Here is a 15,175-nt window from a genome sequence, read left to right as displayed (position 1 = left end):
GGCATCAGAGCGATTCGAAGCGGTTGGCGGCGACGTTCTTGCGCACCTTGTCCGGATTCCAGATGCGCCCGTTCATGGCGATGTACACGCCAGCCGGCAGCGACTGCACCGCGCCGACCGCGCAGCCGATGTTGAACTCGGCATCGGAGCCGCGAAAGCGCGCCGGATTGAGCGCGCCGGTCATCACGATGGTCTTGTCGGCGATCGACTGCAGCACCTTGCCGGTTTCCACCATCGAGTCGGTGCCGTGGGTGATCAGCACGTGGCGCGTCGGCTGGGCGGCGATGGTGGCGCGCACCAGTTCGCGGTCGGCAGCGGTGATATGCAGCGAATCCTTGCGGATGATCGGAATCACCGAGAAGCGGAAGGTCACACCCAGCTCCTTGAGGATCTGGCCGATCTGCGGGTCGCCGATCTGGTAGTCCGATTTGTCGTCGAAGTAGATCTTGTCGATCGTGCCACCGGTGGTGACGATCAGGAGGTCTTCCATTGCTGCGGGTCCTTCAAACGGGCGCGGTGCAGGCCGCGCGAGGGCCGTCATGATACGACCCCGGCGCGGGTGCTGCCCAAGCGGGTCAACGTGGAGGGCGCGGGCGGCCCAAGCGTGCCGCCATGCCGGGGCCACCCACCAATGCCACAACCGCAAGCGCCAGCAGTACTTCCAGCCAGGCCAGCCCACGCGCCTGCGGCTGACTCCAGGCGGCCATCACGCCGTGACTGAACCAGCCCAGCGCGAACACGCCGGCCCAGAAACGCGCACGTGCGCTGCGCAACACCAGCGCGGCCAGCAGCGCCGGCGGCAGCGCGAACACCAGCAGCGCCGCGGTGCGGTGGCGGTCGTCGTGAAACCAGCTCACGAACAGCACCGTCAGCGCGATCAGCGCGGCAGTCAGCAGCCAATGCGTGGCGCGCAAGCTCATGGGCTGGCCAGGCGCCGGGCGATATCGGCCACCCGGCGGCCCAGCGCACGCGCCAGCAGCGCTTCGTCCTCGCTCGGTTGCGGGTCGCCGCCGGCGCCGGAGACATGGCTGGCGCCGTAGGGCGTGCCGCCGCTGGTGGTATGGCTGAGCGCCGGCTCGGTGAACGGGATGCCGACGATCAGGCAGCCGTGGTGCAGCAGCGGCAGGTGCATCGACAGCAAGGTGGATTCCTGGCCGCCGTGCATCGAGGCGGTGGAAGTGAACACGCCTGCCGGCTTGCCGGCCAGGGTGCCGCTGGCCCACTCGGCGCCCAGGCCGTCGAGGAAATGCTTCATCGGCGCGGCCATGTTGCCGAAGCGGGTCGGGCTGCCCAGCAGCAAACCGCTGCATTCGGCCAGATCGGCCTTGTCCACATACGGCGCGCCCTCGTCAGGTACCGGCGGGGCGCTGGTCTGGGTGACCGCCGCCACCGGCGGTACCGTGCGCAGCCGCGCGCCCATGCCGGGCACTTCGCCGATGCCGCGCGCGATCTGCCGCGCCAGCCGCGCCACCGAACCGCCACGGCTGTAATACAGCACCAGAATCTCCGCCATCGCGCATCCACCGCCTGTGTGAGTTCGACGCAGTATCGGCCAAGCCACCGCCCGCCTGCACGCCGCAGTTGCGGCAAGGCCGCGACGACGGCGCATCGGGTACCCTTGCGCGATGTCGCGTGTGAACAAAATCCACCAATGGAAAGAACGGCTGCGCGACCGCGCGCGCACGGTCAGCTTCGGGCGCTTCCTGTGGCGCCGCTTTCTCGATGACCGCCTGTTACAGGCGGCCGCCTCGCTCGCCTACACCACGGTATTCGCGCTGGTGCCGCTGGCGATCGTGGTGTTCGGGGTGCTGTCGGCATTCCCGGCCTTCAACGAATGGAAGGACGCGCTGACCGACTTCATCTTCAACAACTTCGTGCCCGGCGCGGCGCGCTCGGTGCAGAACTACCTCAATCGTTCGCTGGAGGATCTGGGCAAGTTCACCGTGGCCGGTATGGTCGCGCTGGTGGCCTCGCTGTTGATCACCCTGCACAGCATCGAGCAGACCTTCAACAGCATCTGGCGGGTGGCCGCCGCACGCCCGAAGGTGACGCGCTTTTTGATCTATTGGACGGTGCTCACCCTGGGCACGATGCTGGCCGCTGCCTCGATGGCGATGGCCGCCTACGTGTTCGCGTTGCCGCTGTTCCGCACCACCGAAGGCCAGTGGCTGGCCGAATTCGCCTGGCGGCTGGCGCCGATGGCGGTGGAATTCGTCTGCATCGTGCTGATCTACCGCGTGGTGCCGCAGCATGCGGTGCGCCTGCGGCATGCGCTGCCGGGCGCATTGCTGGCGGTGATCCTGATGGAAATCGTCAAGTGGGGCTTCGGTTTCTATCTGGGCAATTTCCAGACCTATCAGCGCATTTACGGTGCGCTGTCGGCGCTGCCGATCCTGCTGCTGTGGATCTACCTGAGCTGGGTCTCGGTGCTGCTGGGCGCCTCGCTGGCGTCCTCGATGGCGGCATTCCGCTACCAGCCCGAAGCGATGCGGCTGCCGCCAGGCTTTGAGATCTATGGCTTGCTGCGCCTGCTCGGCCGTTTCCGCCAGGCGCGCATCCACGGCAACGGCCTGGACGAAGACCGCATCCTGGCACTGGAGCCGATGCTCACCGACACGTTGATGCAGGAGTTGCTGTGCGAACTCAAGCGCATCCGCCTGCTGCGGCGCGACGAGCGCGGTCAATGGCTGCTGGCACGCGATCTGGATGTGGTGCCGCTGGCCGAACTCTACGAAAGCTGCCAGCTGCGCGTGCCGATCGAAGACCGCCCCCTGCCGTGCCGCGACGATGCCTATGGCCAGGCCGCGTCCGCTGCGCTGGAACAACTGCGCCAACCCTTGCGCAGTGTGCTGGCGCAACCGGTCGGCGACCTTTACACCCACCTTCCCGGAGACCTTCCATGACCGTGCGCCTTGTGCGCGGCGCCTGTGCGCTGCTGTTGCCGCTGGTGTTGCTGACCGCCTGCAAACCCACCGGCGAGGGCACGCCCGCCGCCGGCGGTGCAGCGCCGGCGACCACCGCACAGACACCGCAAACGCCGGCCGCCCCCGCCGACCCGGCCAGCCCAACCGACACCTCGGTGGTGCAGCAGACCGCCGAGATGCCCAAGCTGTCGCTGCCGACCGTGACCGGCGAGGCCTATGACCTGGCCGCGCATCGCGGCAAGTGGGTGGTGGTCAATTTCTGGGCCACATGGTGCGCGCCATGCCTGAAGGAAATGCCCGAGCTGTCGGCGCTGCACACCATGCGCGACACCATCGAAGTGGTGGGCCTGTCCTATGAAGACATCAGCAGCGCCGACATGCAGGCGTTCCTGAAGGACCACCCGGTGTCGTACCCGATCGCCATCCTCGACCCCTACCAGCCGCCGCAGGACTTCGCCACGCCGCGCGGGTTGCCGATGACGTATCTGATCGGGCCGGACGGCAAGGTGGCCAAGCAGTTCCTCGGCCCGGTGACCGCACGCGACATCGAAACGGCTGTGGGCATCACCGGCAAGACCGGCTGATGCAGGCGGCGCGCTTTATCGTCACCGGCGTGGTGCAGGGAGTGTGGTTCCGCGCCTCCACCCGCGAGCGCGCGGTTGCGCTGGGCCTGCGTGGGCATGCGCGCAACCAGCCCGACGGCAGCGTGGAAGTGGTCGCTGCCGGGCCCGACGCCGCGCTGGGCGCGCTGGAGACCTGGTTATGGCAAGGCCCGCCGGCGGCCAGGGTCGCGGCGGTGACACGCACGCCGTGCGCGCCGCCGCCGACTGAAGAATTTGTAACTGGCTGAGTCGCTGCCACCGGAGCAGGGCAACAGACTTGCGATGCGTCGCCGATAACCTTGTCAGCGCGATCAGGCGTGCAGGGGGAATGTATGGCTGCTCCATCTCAAGATCACACCGACGGGCACGAACTGCCTGCCCACCACCGCAACCGTCACCTGGCCCGGCTCGTGCCATGGTTGTATCTGGGCATCGTGGCGGGCAGCGGCTGGTTGCTGTTTTTGCAGCCGCAGACCCGTGTGCTGCAGCCTGGACAGGCGTCCACCAGCTGGCTGCTGGCCTGGATTTTCGGCGGCATCGTGATCGGTGCGGTGCTGTGGAGCCTGAAGCTCGCACATCACGGCCTGGGGTCGTCCGCAGCCAGATATCCGTTGTCGGCGCGTCTGCCCGATTGCTGGGCCGACGCCTACGCTGCGCTGTTGCGTCCGGCCACCGCTGTGCCGCTATCGGCCAGGCCCGATCCTGCCGGCACCCAGCGCGGTGCCGCCTGGCATCGCTTCGGCGGCGGCATGCTCAGCGTGGAGAATTTCGATCCCGACGACGCCACCCGCGCGCCCTGGGATCACCTGGACGCCCAGGCCTGCATCGCGCGCCTGGACGATGTCCGTCCGGCCTGGCAGAACGCCACCGCCAACCGCGCGCTGCAACAGGAGCGTCGCTACTGGCTGGATGTGGTGCTGTCGCTGCTCGACCACGGCGTGATGCGCCCGCTGCAGGACGGCTACCTGCCCGACACCGCCACGCTGCGTACCGAGCGTTTCCTGCTCGGCGCCGATGCCGGCCCGATCGTCCTGGCCGAGGTGCCGGCGCTGTTCGCACGCCGCCTGGCGCTGGCGATCGAGGCCATGCCGGCCCCGCAGCGCGAGGCCGCCGACGTCCAGTGGCGCCTGCTGCAGCAATTGCAGGGCCTGGTGGCCGAAAGCCGCATGCTGGACGAGCGCTCGCAGGTCATCCAGGTGCTGGCGTGGAATCCGGATGTGGACCTGGATCAGGTCGAGGTGGCCTACATCCTGGCCGCCGAGTACCGCCAGGGTCTGCGCGACTGGCTGCGCCGCGCCGCGCTGGTGCATCTGCCCGACAGCACGCTACGCCTGGACGAAGTGCTGCTGTCGTCCTGCAGCCCGCTCCGCCCGCAGGCCGACGATGTGGATTACATCGAAGCGATGCGCCCGCTGCACCGCGGTTTCATCCAGTTGTTCAGTCAGCGCCTGAGTCAGCTGGTGCTGCAGGCCGAGCAGGCCGAGCGTCAGGCCGGCCTGTATCCCTTGCTACGCGCCACCGCCGCCAGCGACGAGATCTCTCAGGACTGGCCGGCGTAACCGTCGATCGGTTCCAGCACGCCATAACGTTCCTTGTGCGGTTTGCCGTGCAACGGCGGCAACTGCAGCGTGTCATCGGGCACCGCGGTGTCGGGGAGCCGATCCAGCAGATTGCGGATCAGGCTCAACCGGCCGCGCTTCTGGTCGTGGAAATCCACCAGCGTCCATGGCGCGTCCGGCGTATGCGTCACCGCGAGCATGCGCTCGCGCGCGGCGGTGTAGTCCTCGTACTTGCTGCGTGACTGCAGATCCACCGGCGACAGCTTCCAGCCCTTGAGCGGATCTTCCTGGCGTTCGGCAAAGCGCCGTTCCTGCTCGGCCTGATCCACGCACAACCAGTACTTGAACAGCAGGATGCCGTCGTCGACCAGCAGTTGCTCGAAGCGCGGCGCCTGTTCCAGAAACGCGTCGTACTGTGCGTCGGTGCAATAGCCCATCACCCGTTCCACGCCGGCGCGGTTGTACCAGCTGCGATCCATCAGCACCAGCTCGCCGGCCGCCGGCAGATGCGCCACATAGCGCTGGAAATACCATTGCGTGCTTTCGCGGTCGTTGGGTGTCGGCAACGCCACCACCCGGCACTGGCGCGGGTTGAGATGGCTGGCGATGGCCTGGATCACACCGCCCTTGCCGGCGGTGTCGCGGCCTTCCACCAGCACCAGCGCGCGCTGGTTGGTATGGCGCAGCCAGCGCGCCATGGTGACCAGTTCCAGCTGCAGCGGTGCCAGCAGCTTCTTGTAGGCCTTGCGTTTCAGGTGCGACATGCGCGTTCCGACACGTGTGGAGAGCGCGCAGGCTATTCGCCCAGACGTGGACGCAATGTCGCCAGATTGCACGGTGTGGTACGCGCATCCAGTTGCGCACGCACGATCTTTTCCCAGGCGGTGCGGCAGGCCGAGGTGGAGCCGGGCAGGCAGAACACGAAGCTGTGATTGGCCAGCCCCGCAAATGCGCGCGACTGCAGCGACGAGGTGCCGATTTCGTCGACACTGACCGCGCGGAACAACTCGCCGAAACCGGGCATGGTCTTGTCCAGCAACGGCGTGATCGCCTCCGGCGTGCTGTCACGGCCGGTGAAGCCGGTGCCGCCAGTGATCAGGATGCCGTCGACCTGCGCATCGGCGATCCACGCAGAGACGATCGCGCGCATGCGGTAGCGATCGTCCGGACACAAGGCGCGCTCGTGCAGCACGTGACCGTCGTGGGTGAGGGCATCGGCCAGATAGTCGCCGGAGCGATCGTCGGCCAGTGTGCGGCTGTCGGACACCGTCAGCACGCACAGGTGCAAGGGAATGAAGTCGGGAGTGGAAGGCATGCCCCAAGCCTAGCGAGCCGGGACGACCGGGTACAGCACCACGGCGTGAAGCCGCACAACGGACGAGTCGCTCTCGAGCTCCTCACCCCTGGGAAAGAGGTTGGGGTGAGGGTACAGCGGAAGACGGACAGCCATTTACCTTGAAAAAGGCAAGCAGCCCGCTAGTTACCTGACCAACCATGTTGGCGCGCGAGTGCGTGCATCAGTTCCGCGAACCCGTCGGCAAACCCATCCATGTCGAACACGCCCGACTCGCGCCGACGCTCCGCCGCCCGCTCCCGCAGCGCACGCAACACCGCTGGATCACCCGCCAACGCCACCGCCTTGGCCACGAACGCAGCGTCGTCGGCCACATTCATCTCATCCAGCCCCAGATGATGGTTCAGGCTGCCGGCCACGCGCGCGGCAAATGTCTCGCCGGGCGTCGTCAGCACCGGGCAACCCGCCCATAACGCATCCGATGCGGTGGTATGCGCGTTGTACGGATGCGTATCCAGGAACAGGTCCGCATGCCGGTAGTGCGCCAGATACTGCGCGTGCGGCAGCTTCGGCATGAAGACCAGGCGCTGTGCATCCACGCCTTGTGCCTGCGCCACCGCACGCAGACGCGCGTCGGCCTCGCCCGGCCCGGACAACAGCCACAGCACGCTGCCCGGCACCGCACGCAACACCGCCAACATGCGCGCCATGCTGCGTGGATTGAGCTTGTAGCTGTTGTTGAAGCAACACAGCACCACGCCGTGTTCGGGCAAGCCGCACTGCGTCCGCGACGGCGGTTCGGCGACCACGCGCGAGGTGTCCGACGGCTGAAACGCACCGTTCAAGCGCAGCACGCGCTCGCGGTAGAACGGCTCCAGCGACGGCGGCAGCGCAAACGCATCGCCCAGCACATAGTCCATCCACGGCGCGCCCGACGTTCCCGGATAGGCCAGCCAGTTGAGCTGCAGCGGCGCCGGTCGCAGTGCGAACACTTCCGGGCGCCCGCCGCCGCCCCAGCCGCGCAGGTCGAACAGCAGATCGATGCCCTGGTCGCGGATGTGCTGCGCGCTGGCCAGGTGCCCGAACTCGGTGACATCGTGCAGCGTGGTGGCTTGCGTCAGGCGCGCGCGAATTTCGCTGCGGTCGTCGTGGCTGGTGGCGAACAGATGCAGTTGCAGCGCAGGCTGCCGGCGCTTTAGCGCTTCGAACAACGCGACTGTCAGCACGCCGGTGGGATGCGCACCAAACCCGTTGGAAACGAAGCCGAGCCGTAACGCGCCCTGGCTGCGCACGGCAGTTGGCGGTAGCGGGCGCAACATCGCGGCCACTGCCTGCGCGCGCGTCCGTGCACACGCCAGCTGTTCGGCAGCGCTGGCGTCCTCGCTGAGAAAGGCGAACGGTTCCACCGCAGCAGCGCCCTGCGCCACGGCGCTGCGCACCTGCGCAGCGAGCGCATCCAGCTCGCGCCAATCGCACAGGCGGCGTCGCCAGTTGAGCAGTTGCGCAGTGATGTACGGCTCGTCGGGCAGCAACTGGTGCGCACGCGTATACGCGGCCGCGGCAGCTTCGGCCTGGCCTGCATCTTCCAATGCATGCCCAAGCCACAACGCGATGCCCGGATGCTGCGGCACCAGGTCCGATGCCTGCTGCAGCAACGCTGCCGCGTCGGCATGCCGTTGCTGCGTCCAGCGCACCCGGCCAAGCCGCGCCAGCGCTTCCGGGTGGCCCGGCTGCAGTGCGAGCGCGCGTTGCACCGCGGCCTCGCCTGCAGCGATGGCGCCCATGCCGAGTTCGGCGTCGGCCAGCATCAACCAGGCGATGAAATCGCCCGGCTGGCGTCGCACCGCCTCGCGCAGCTGCAGCAGCTCGCGCGGGACCTGCGCACTCACGGGCTGTCGCTCAACCGTGCCAGTTCGTCGGCCTGATGCTCGTGCAGCAGTCGTGCGATCAGTGCATCCAGATCGCCTTCGATGATGTTGGGCAGGTCGTACAACGTCAGGCCTTCCACGCGATGATCGGTGATGCGGCCCTGCGGAAAACTATAGGTGCGGATGCGCTGGCTGCGGTCGCCGCTGCCGACCTGCAACTTGCGCGTCTGCGCTTCGGCGGCGGCCGCCTTGCTGCGTTCGGCTTCCACCAATTGCGCCTTCAGCCGCTTCATCGCCTTGTCGCGGTTGGCGTGCTGGCTGCGCTCGGTCTGGCATTCCACCACCACGCCACTGGGCACATGGGTGATGCGGATCGCTGATTCGGTCTTGTTGACGTGCTGGCCGCCGGCACCGGACGAGCGGAACGTGTCCACCTTCAGGTCGGCCGGGTTGATCACGATCTCTTCCACATCGTCGGCTTCGGGAATGATCGCCACCGTCGCCGCCGAGGTGTGGACGCGGCCCTGTGATTCGGTCGCCGGCACGCGCTGTACCCGATGGGTGCCGGATTCGAACTTCAACCGCGAATACGCGCCGCGTCCGACCACCCGCGCCACCACCTCCTTGTAGCCACCGTGCTCGCCGGGACTGTCGGATTCGATTTCCACCTTCCAGCCCTGGCGCTCGGCATAGCGCGCGTACATGCGGAACAGGTCGCCGGCAAAGATCGCCGCCTCGTCGCCGCCGGTGCCGGCGCGCACCTCCAGGAACAGGTTGCCGTCGTCGCGCGGGTCGCGCGGCACCAGCAGCAACGCCAGTTGCGCATCCAGTTCTTCCAGGCGCGCCTGTGCGGCGGCGATCTCCTCTTCGGCCAGCTCGCGCATTTCCGGATCGTTGCGCATCGCTTCGGCTGCGCTCAGGTCGGCCTTGGCGCGCGCTTCGTCTTCCAGGGCCACGGCCACCGGCTCCAGCTGCGACAGTTCGCGCGACAGCGTGCGGAACCTGTCGTTGTTGCTGACCACCTCGGGGTCGGAGAGCAGGTGCTGCAGTTCTTCGCGGCGCTCGGCCAGCGCTTCGAGCTTACGGCGCAGGGTCGGCGTCATCGGTCCTCACGATCGGGGTGGCTACAGGGGGATGTTGGTAACCCGGCTTTTCCGGGAACAGCCGGTCGGCCGCGCTGGTCAATTCCAGGTCGTTGTTGAGCGCGGCCTCGCGCAGCGCGGCGGTGGGCGGATGCAGCAGGCGATTGGTCAGCGCGTGCGCCAGCTGTTCCAGCACTTCGTCGGCCGGCCTGCCGTGGTGCAACTGCTGGCGTGCCTTGGCCAGCAGTTCGTCGCGGGTGCTGTCGCCGAACGCGCGCAAGCGCTTGAGCGGCGCCTGGCGCGCATTGGCCTGCAAGGCCTCGACATAGCGTGCCACCTGCAGGTCGATGATGGCTTCGGCCTGGTCGGCAGCTTCACGGCGGCCGCGGCGGTTGTCTTCCACCGCGCGTTCCAGATCGTCCACGGTGTACAGGTAGGCGTCGCCGAGCTCGGCCACCGAGGCTTCGATATCGCGCGGCACCGCCAGGTCGAACAGCAGCATGGGCTTGCGTTTGCGTGCGCGCAGCGCCAGCTCCACCTGCGCGCGCGTCACGATCGGCTCGCGCGCGGCGGTGGCCGAGAACACCACGTCGGCCTCGGCCAGGTGACGGTCCAGATCGGTCAGGGGCAGGGCGTAACCGCCGTGCTGGCTGGCCAGCGTCTGCGCATGCGCAAGCGTGCGATTGGCGATCAACAAGCGGCGCACGCGGCCTTCGCTCAGGTGCTTGGCGGCCAGCTCGATGGTTTCGCCCGCGCCGATCAGCAGCACGGTGGATTCGTTGAGCCGCGCGAAGGATTCCTGCGCCAGCCGCACCGCGGTGGAGGCCACCGACACCGGATTGGCACCAACGCGGGTATCGGTACGCGCGCGCTTGGCCACCGAGAAGGTCTGCTGGAACAGGCGGTCCAGCCCACTGCCCAATGCGCCGTGGGCACGCGCCACTGCCCAGGCGTCCTTCACCTGGCCCAGGATCTGCGGCTCGCCCAGCACCATCGAGTCCAGCCCGGTGGCGACGCGGAACAGGTGGCGCACCGCCGCTTCTTCCTGATGCTGGTACAGATAGCTGCTCAAGCCTGGCGCGTGGGTCTCCAGCCAGGTCACCAGGCTGTGCGGGTCGTCGGACATCGCATACAGCTCGGTGCGGTTGCAGGTGGACAGCAGCGCGGCTTCGCGCACCTGCGGCAGCGCGCACAGGGACTCGAGCGCGCGCGGCAGCGCGTCACCTGCGAACGCCGCGCGTTCGCGCAGGTCCACAGGTGCGGTCTGGTGATTCAGTCCGAGCACCCACAACGTCATTGTTCAGTTGCTTGCGATAAGCTGGCGGCCATTCAGGGCCCCATTTTACGGCCCGGTTGCCCCCGATGCCTGTACCGATTCGCATCCTGTGTGTTCTTTTGCTGGTCGCAGTCTCCGCCAGTGCCACCGCAGCACCCAAGAAGGCACCGCCCGCGCCGCCGTCCGCTCGCGCCGGCACCACCTCGCTGGAGCCGGTGCTCGCCGGCGAATTCGCCTTGCAGGCCGGGCAGTTGGACGATGCCGCCCGCGCCTACCTGGACGCCGCCAAGGCCGAGGCCGGCGACGCCGGGCTGGCCGAACGCGCCGCCCGCATCGCCATGCTGGCCAATGACGACCCGCGCGCGATCGAGGCCCTGGCGCTGTGGCGCGCCCGCGCACCCTCGTCGATGTCCATGCGCAGTACCGAAGCCTCGCTGGCCTTGCGCCGCAACGACTTGCGTACCGCCCGCCGTGATCTGCTCGGCCTGCTCAAGGAACCCGACCCGCGCGGCTGGCGCTTTGCCCTGATCGCCCTGGCCAATGGCGGGCGCGAGCCGGAAGCCTCGGCCGACGTACTCGAAGATCTGGTCAAAGCCGGCGCCATTCCCAATCAGATCGAAGCCTGGCAGGAATTCGGCCGGCTCGCCCTGCGCATGGAGCGCCCGGCGCTGGCCAAGCGCATCGTCGACGAGGTGGTGCGCCGCTTCCCCGAAGAGCCGCGCGTGGCCTTGTTGCACGCCACCCAGCTGCAACAGGAAGGCAAGAACGACGAAGCGCTGGCACTGCTGAAGAACGTCGAGCCACAGGCGGTCAAGGATTCCGAACTGCGAGGCGCGCTGGCCTTTGCCTACGACGCCATGGGGCAGACCGAGGCCGCCGCACGGGTGTTGTCGACCGGACCGCAGGACACCCAGACCTACGGGCTGCGTGCCTCCATGCTGGCCAAGGAAAAGGATCGCACCGCGCTGGAGGCGCTGTACGGCGAGCTCAGGAGCAATGCCGCCAAGCCCGACCCGGACCGCCGCCTGCTGCTCGGCAAGATCGCCGAATTCCTCAAGCGCTACGACGAGGCGGTGGAGTGGTATCGCGGCGTGCCCGGGGGGCCGCAGCTGAGCGAAGCGCGCCTGCGCGCCGCCAGCGCCCTGTACGAGCTGGGCCGCAAGCCCGAGGCGCTCGCCGAAGCGCGCGCATTGCAGAGCGATGCCAGCGCCGACGACGACGCGCGTCGCGACGCCTACGTGCTCGAAGCCGAGTTGCACCAGCGCGCCGACGACGCAGCGGGCGAACTGGATGCCTTCGAGCGCGGCCTGGCCGCCTATCCGGACGACGGCGCGCTGTTGTACGCCCGTGGTCTGGCCTGGGAGCGCCGCGACGATGTCGCGCGTGCCGAGGCCGATCTGCGCAAGATCCTGGTGGCCGAACCGGAAAACGTGGCGGCGCTGAATGCACTGGGCTATACCCTGGCCGACCGCACCACCCGCTACAAGGAAGCGCTGGCGCTGATCGACCGCGCCCGCACCGCCGACCCGGACAACCCGGCCATCGTCGACAGTTACGGCTGGGTGCTGTATCGCATGGGCCGCACCAAGGAAGCCCTGGTACAGCTGCGCCGCGCCTGGGCGCTGGTCAAGGATCCGGAAATCGCAGCGCATGTGGGCGAAGTGCTATGGGTCAGCGGCAAGCAGGATGAAGCGCGGCGCTACTTCGATGAGGCGCGGCGTCTGGATCCGGACAACCGTGCGCTGCAACGCGCGGTGGAAAAATTCGGGCTATGAGCAGGGCGATCCGAACACTGGCCCTGAGCGGGCTGGTGCTGGTCGGGCTGTCGGCCTGCGTCAGCGTGCCGCGCGGGCAGGGCAGTGGCGCCGCGGTGGTCGAGCAGGTCTCCGAGGGTGCGCGTCAGGCCGAAGCCGCACGTCAGGCCTGGCTGCAGGCGCATCCGACCTGGTCGTTCCAGGGTCGGGTGGCGATCAGCAAGGGCAGCAACGGCGGTAGCGGCCGCATCGACTGGCAGCAGGACGGTGCGCGGTACCGCGTGCAGCTCAGCGCGCCGGTGACCCGGCAGAGCTGGGTGCTCACCGGCGACACCGCCAGCGGCGCCGGACGCCTGGAAGGGCTGGAAGGCGGTCCGCGCAGCGGTCCGGATGCCGAGCAGGTGCTGCTGGAAGCGACCGGCTGGACCATTCCGGTCAACCAGATGCCGGACTGGGTCCGCGCGTTGCGCATCGCCGACGCGGGCGCCGAGCGCGTGGCTCTGGATGCGGCCGGGCGGCCGCGTACCGTGCAGCAGGATGGCTGGACGATCGACTTTCTCGCCTGGGCGCCGGCCGACGCCGGCCAACCCGAGCTGCCGCAGCGCATCGAAGCCCGCAACGGCGAGGCCAAGGTGCGCCTTTTGGTCGATCAATGGACGGTATCGCCCTGATGTCCGCGGTGGAGACGGGCTGGTCGGCGTGGCCTGCGCCGGCCAAGCTCAACCTGTTCCTGCAGATCGTCGGGCGCCGCGCCGATGGCTACCACCTGCTGCAGACCGTGTTCCGCCTGCTGGACTGGGGGGACACCATTCATCTTCGTCTGCGCAACGACGGCCTGATCCGGCGTATCGGCGACAGCCTGCCCGGCGTGACGGAAGCCCAAGACCTGGTGATCCAGGCCGCACGCCTGCTGCAATCCAGCGCGGGCACACAGGCCGGCGTCGACATCCGGGTCGACAAGCGCATCCCCGCTGGCGGCGGCTTCGGCGGCGGCTCGTCGGATGCCGCCACCGTGCTGGTCGCGCTGAATACCTTGTGGGGCCTGGGATTGCCGGTCGACACCCTGGCCGAGCTGGGGCTGCGGCTGGGTGCCGACGTGCCGGTGTTCGTGCGCGGGCGCAACGCCTGGGCCGAAGGCGTGGGCGAGCAACTGGCCCCGATCGGTCTCCCGGCAGCATCCTACGTGCTGGTCGATCCCGGAATTCACGTGCCCACCCCGGTCTTATTTCAATCACAGGAATTGACGCGGGATGCTGCGCCCGTGAAAATAGCGGACTTCGCTTCGGGTTCTCTGCTCGACAATGCGTTCGAGCCGGTCCTGCGGCGCCGTGAACCCGCCATCGAGGCAGTGTTCCAGGCGCTGTCCAGGATCGGGACGCCGCGTTTGACCGGGTCAGGGGGCGGGTGTTTCGTCGAATTCGCCACGCGCGCTGCTGCAGAGCAGGCCGTGGCGCAGTTGCCGGGCCATCTGAGGGCGTGGGTCGTGGAAGGTGCGCCGCACTCGCCACTGCTCGACGCGCTGGACGCGAGACAGGTTTGATGCAGGGGCGTCGCCAAGAGGCCCAAGGCACCAGGTTTTGATCCTGGCATTCGTAGGTTCGAATCCTACCGCCCCTGCCAGTTGTTGATGCAGGTCCCCCTGCACCAGTCGTACATGCAGGTCCCTCTGCAACAGCCGCATATGCAGGTCCCCTGCAACAGCCCGCACATCCATGTGCGGGGATTCACATAAAAGCCCGGCACTTGGTCGGCTTTGTCCAGCTCCACCATCGCCCGCACGCTCTTTGCCGCCGCCCGAGAGATCTCATGCAAGACCAACGTAATCTGCTGGTGTTCTCCGGCAATGCCAACAAGCCGCTTGCCCTGAGCATCTGCAAGGAGCTCGGCGTTCGCATGGGCAAGGCGCTGGTCACGCGCTTTTCCGATGGCGAGGTGCAGGTCGAGATCGAAGAAAGCGTGCGCCGGCAGGAAGTGTTCGTGATCCAGCCAACCTGCGCGCCAAGCGCAGAGAACCTGATGGAGCTGCTGGTGCTGATCGACGCGCTCAAGCGCGCCAGCGCCGCGTCGGTGACCGCGGTGATCCCTTATTTCGGCTACTCGCGCCAGGACCGCCGGATGCGCTCCTCGCGCGTGCCGATCACCGCCAAGGTCGCCGCCAAGATGATCTGCGCCATGGAGGCCGACCGCGTGTTGACGGTCGATCTGCATGCCGACCAGATCCAGGGCTTCTTCGACGTGCCGGTCGACAACGTCTATGCCTCGCCGCTGCTGCTGGCCGACATCTGGCGCGCCTACGGCACCGACAACCTGATCGTGGTATCGCCGGACGTGGGCGGCGTGGTGCGCGCGCGCGCCGTCGCCAAGCGTCTGGACGATGCGGATCTGGCCATCATCGACAAGCGCCGCCCGCGCGCCAATGTCGCCACGGTGATGAACATCATCGGCGACGTGCAGGGCAAGACCTGCGTGCTGGTCGACGATCTGGTCGATACCGCCGGTACCCTGTGCGCGGCGGCCGCAGCGCTGAAGCAGCGCGGCGCGCTCAAGGTGGTGGCCTATATCACCCACCCGGTGCTGTCCGGCCCGGCGGTGGACAACATCAACAATTCGCAGCTCGACGAGCTGGTGGTCACCGACACGATTCCGTTGAACGAAGCTGCGCGCACCTGCGCCAAGATTCGTCAGCTCAGCGTGGCCGAGCTACTGGCCGAGACCATCCGCCGCATCGCCTTCGGCGAGTCGGTGAGTTCGCTCTACGTCGACTGATTCCGCATTCGGCGCCCGGGGTTCCGGGCGCCGCAATCCGTCTCGCCTGG

16 protein-coding genes and 1 tRNA gene are annotated in these 15,175 nt (G+C 68.0%); 9 read left to right on the top strand and 8 right to left on the bottom strand.

What is annotated here, in order from left to right; genetic code table 11:
- Positions 1 to 4: 4 nt before the first annotated feature.
- The 3 genes from FHT09_RS08940 to wrbA form a co-directional block, all read right to left on the bottom strand.
- Positions 5 to 490: an asparaginase domain-containing protein gene (locus tag FHT09_RS08940; protein ID WP_104538430.1), complete on the bottom strand. Its 486-nt coding sequence runs from the start codon at positions 488 to 490 to the stop codon at positions 5 to 7.
- 85 nt (positions 491 to 575) lie between these two features.
- Positions 576 to 920, bottom strand: a complete 345-nt coding sequence (locus tag FHT09_RS08935; RefSeq protein ID WP_104604277.1) for a DUF2069 domain-containing protein — start codon at positions 918 to 920, stop codon at positions 576 to 578.
- Positions 917 to 1,609, bottom strand: a complete 693-nt coding sequence (gene wrbA, locus FHT09_RS08930) for an NAD(P)H:quinone oxidoreductase (protein ID WP_181141193.1) — start codon at positions 1,607 to 1,609, stop codon at positions 917 to 919. The genes FHT09_RS08935 and wrbA overlap by 4 nt, the downstream gene beginning before the upstream one ends.
- A 16-nt stretch (positions 1,610 to 1,625) precedes the next feature.
- Here wrbA and FHT09_RS08925 point away from each other — a divergent pair, with 16 nt between their 5' ends.
- The 4 genes from FHT09_RS08925 (at position 1,626) to FHT09_RS08910 (ending at position 5,085) form a co-directional block, all read left to right on the top strand.
- Positions 1,626 to 2,903, top strand: coding sequence for a YihY family inner membrane protein (locus FHT09_RS08925; protein ID WP_104604279.1), 1,278 nt, complete (start codon positions 1,626 to 1,628; stop codon positions 2,901 to 2,903).
- Positions 2,900 to 3,508 carry a TlpA disulfide reductase family protein gene (locus FHT09_RS08920; protein ID WP_104604281.1) on the top strand — a complete coding sequence of 203 codons (609 nt, stop codon included), beginning with the start codon at positions 2,900 to 2,902 and terminating at the stop codon, positions 3,506 to 3,508. The genes FHT09_RS08925 and FHT09_RS08920 overlap by 4 nt, the downstream gene beginning before the upstream one ends.
- Positions 3,508 to 3,774, top strand: a complete 267-nt coding sequence (locus tag FHT09_RS08915) for an acylphosphatase (protein WP_104604284.1) — start codon at positions 3,508 to 3,510, stop codon at positions 3,772 to 3,774. The genes FHT09_RS08920 and FHT09_RS08915 overlap by 1 nt, the downstream gene beginning before the upstream one ends.
- 84 nt (positions 3,775 to 3,858) lie before the next feature.
- Positions 3,859 to 5,085, top strand: a complete 1,227-nt coding sequence (locus FHT09_RS08910) for a hypothetical protein (protein WP_104604286.1) — start codon at positions 3,859 to 3,861, stop codon at positions 5,083 to 5,085.
- Here the strand turns inward: FHT09_RS08910 and ppk2 are convergent.
- The 5 genes from ppk2 to hemA all read right to left on the bottom strand — a co-directional run bounded on the left by ppk2 (position 5,067) and on the right by hemA (position 10,626).
- Positions 5,067 to 5,849, bottom strand: coding sequence for a polyphosphate kinase 2 (ppk2, locus tag FHT09_RS08905; protein ID WP_104538424.1), 783 nt, complete (start codon positions 5,847 to 5,849; stop codon positions 5,067 to 5,069). The genes FHT09_RS08910 and ppk2 overlap by 19 nt on opposite strands.
- A gap of 32 nt (positions 5,850 to 5,881) precedes the next feature.
- On the bottom strand, positions 5,882 to 6,400 hold the full coding sequence (gene moaB, locus FHT09_RS08900) for a molybdenum cofactor biosynthesis protein B (RefSeq protein WP_104538423.1): 519 nt from the start codon (positions 6,398 to 6,400) through the stop codon (positions 5,882 to 5,884).
- Positions 6,401 to 6,561: 161 nt separating this feature from the next.
- Positions 6,562 to 8,268 (bottom strand): tetratricopeptide repeat protein, encoded by a 1,707-nt coding sequence (locus FHT09_RS08895; protein WP_104604288.1) that lies wholly within the window; start codon positions 8,266 to 8,268, stop codon positions 6,562 to 6,564.
- On the bottom strand, positions 8,265 to 9,350 hold the full coding sequence (gene prfA, locus FHT09_RS08890; protein WP_104604290.1) for a peptide chain release factor 1: 1,086 nt from the start codon (positions 9,348 to 9,350) through the stop codon (positions 8,265 to 8,267). The genes FHT09_RS08895 and prfA overlap by 4 nt, the downstream gene beginning before the upstream one ends.
- Positions 9,328 to 10,626, bottom strand: a complete 1,299-nt coding sequence (gene hemA, locus FHT09_RS08885; protein ID WP_104604292.1) for a glutamyl-tRNA reductase — start codon at positions 10,624 to 10,626, stop codon at positions 9,328 to 9,330. Before hemA ends, prfA begins: the two co-directional genes overlap by 23 nt.
- Positions 10,627 to 10,691: 65 nt before the next feature.
- Here hemA and FHT09_RS08880 point away from each other — a divergent pair, with 65 nt between their 5' ends.
- From FHT09_RS08880 to FHT09_RS08860, 5 genes are all read left to right on the top strand, one after another.
- Positions 10,692 to 12,380, top strand: coding sequence for a tetratricopeptide repeat protein (locus tag FHT09_RS08880; protein WP_104604294.1), 1,689 nt, complete (start codon positions 10,692 to 10,694; stop codon positions 12,378 to 12,380).
- The gene (gene lolB, locus FHT09_RS08875; protein ID WP_104604296.1) at positions 12,377 to 13,030 is read left to right on the top strand and encodes a lipoprotein insertase outer membrane protein LolB; all 654 of its coding nucleotides are present in this window, start codon (positions 12,377 to 12,379) and stop codon (positions 13,028 to 13,030) included. Before FHT09_RS08880 ends, lolB begins: the two co-directional genes overlap by 4 nt.
- Positions 13,012 to 13,899, top strand: a complete 888-nt coding sequence (gene ispE, locus FHT09_RS08870) for a 4-(cytidine 5'-diphospho)-2-C-methyl-D-erythritol kinase (RefSeq protein ID WP_104604298.1) — start codon at positions 13,012 to 13,014, stop codon at positions 13,897 to 13,899. The genes lolB and ispE overlap by 19 nt, the downstream gene beginning before the upstream one ends.
- Before the next feature lie 3 nt (positions 13,900 to 13,902).
- A tRNA-Gln gene (locus tag FHT09_RS08865) sits at positions 13,903 to 13,979 on the top strand.
- A gap of 186 nt (positions 13,980 to 14,165) precedes the next feature.
- Positions 14,166 to 15,125 (top strand): ribose-phosphate diphosphokinase, encoded by a 960-nt coding sequence (locus FHT09_RS08860; RefSeq protein WP_002811729.1) that lies wholly within the window; start codon positions 14,166 to 14,168, stop codon positions 15,123 to 15,125.
- Positions 15,126 to 15,175: the final 50 nt, after the last annotated feature.

This window comes from Xanthomonas sp. CFBP 8152 (assembly GCF_014199025.1).
In the GTDB taxonomy this organism is placed as follows: Bacteria; Pseudomonadota; Gammaproteobacteria; order Xanthomonadales; family Xanthomonadaceae; genus Xanthomonas; species Xanthomonas arboricola_B.
This window is presented reverse-complemented; position numbering and strand designations above follow the sequence as displayed.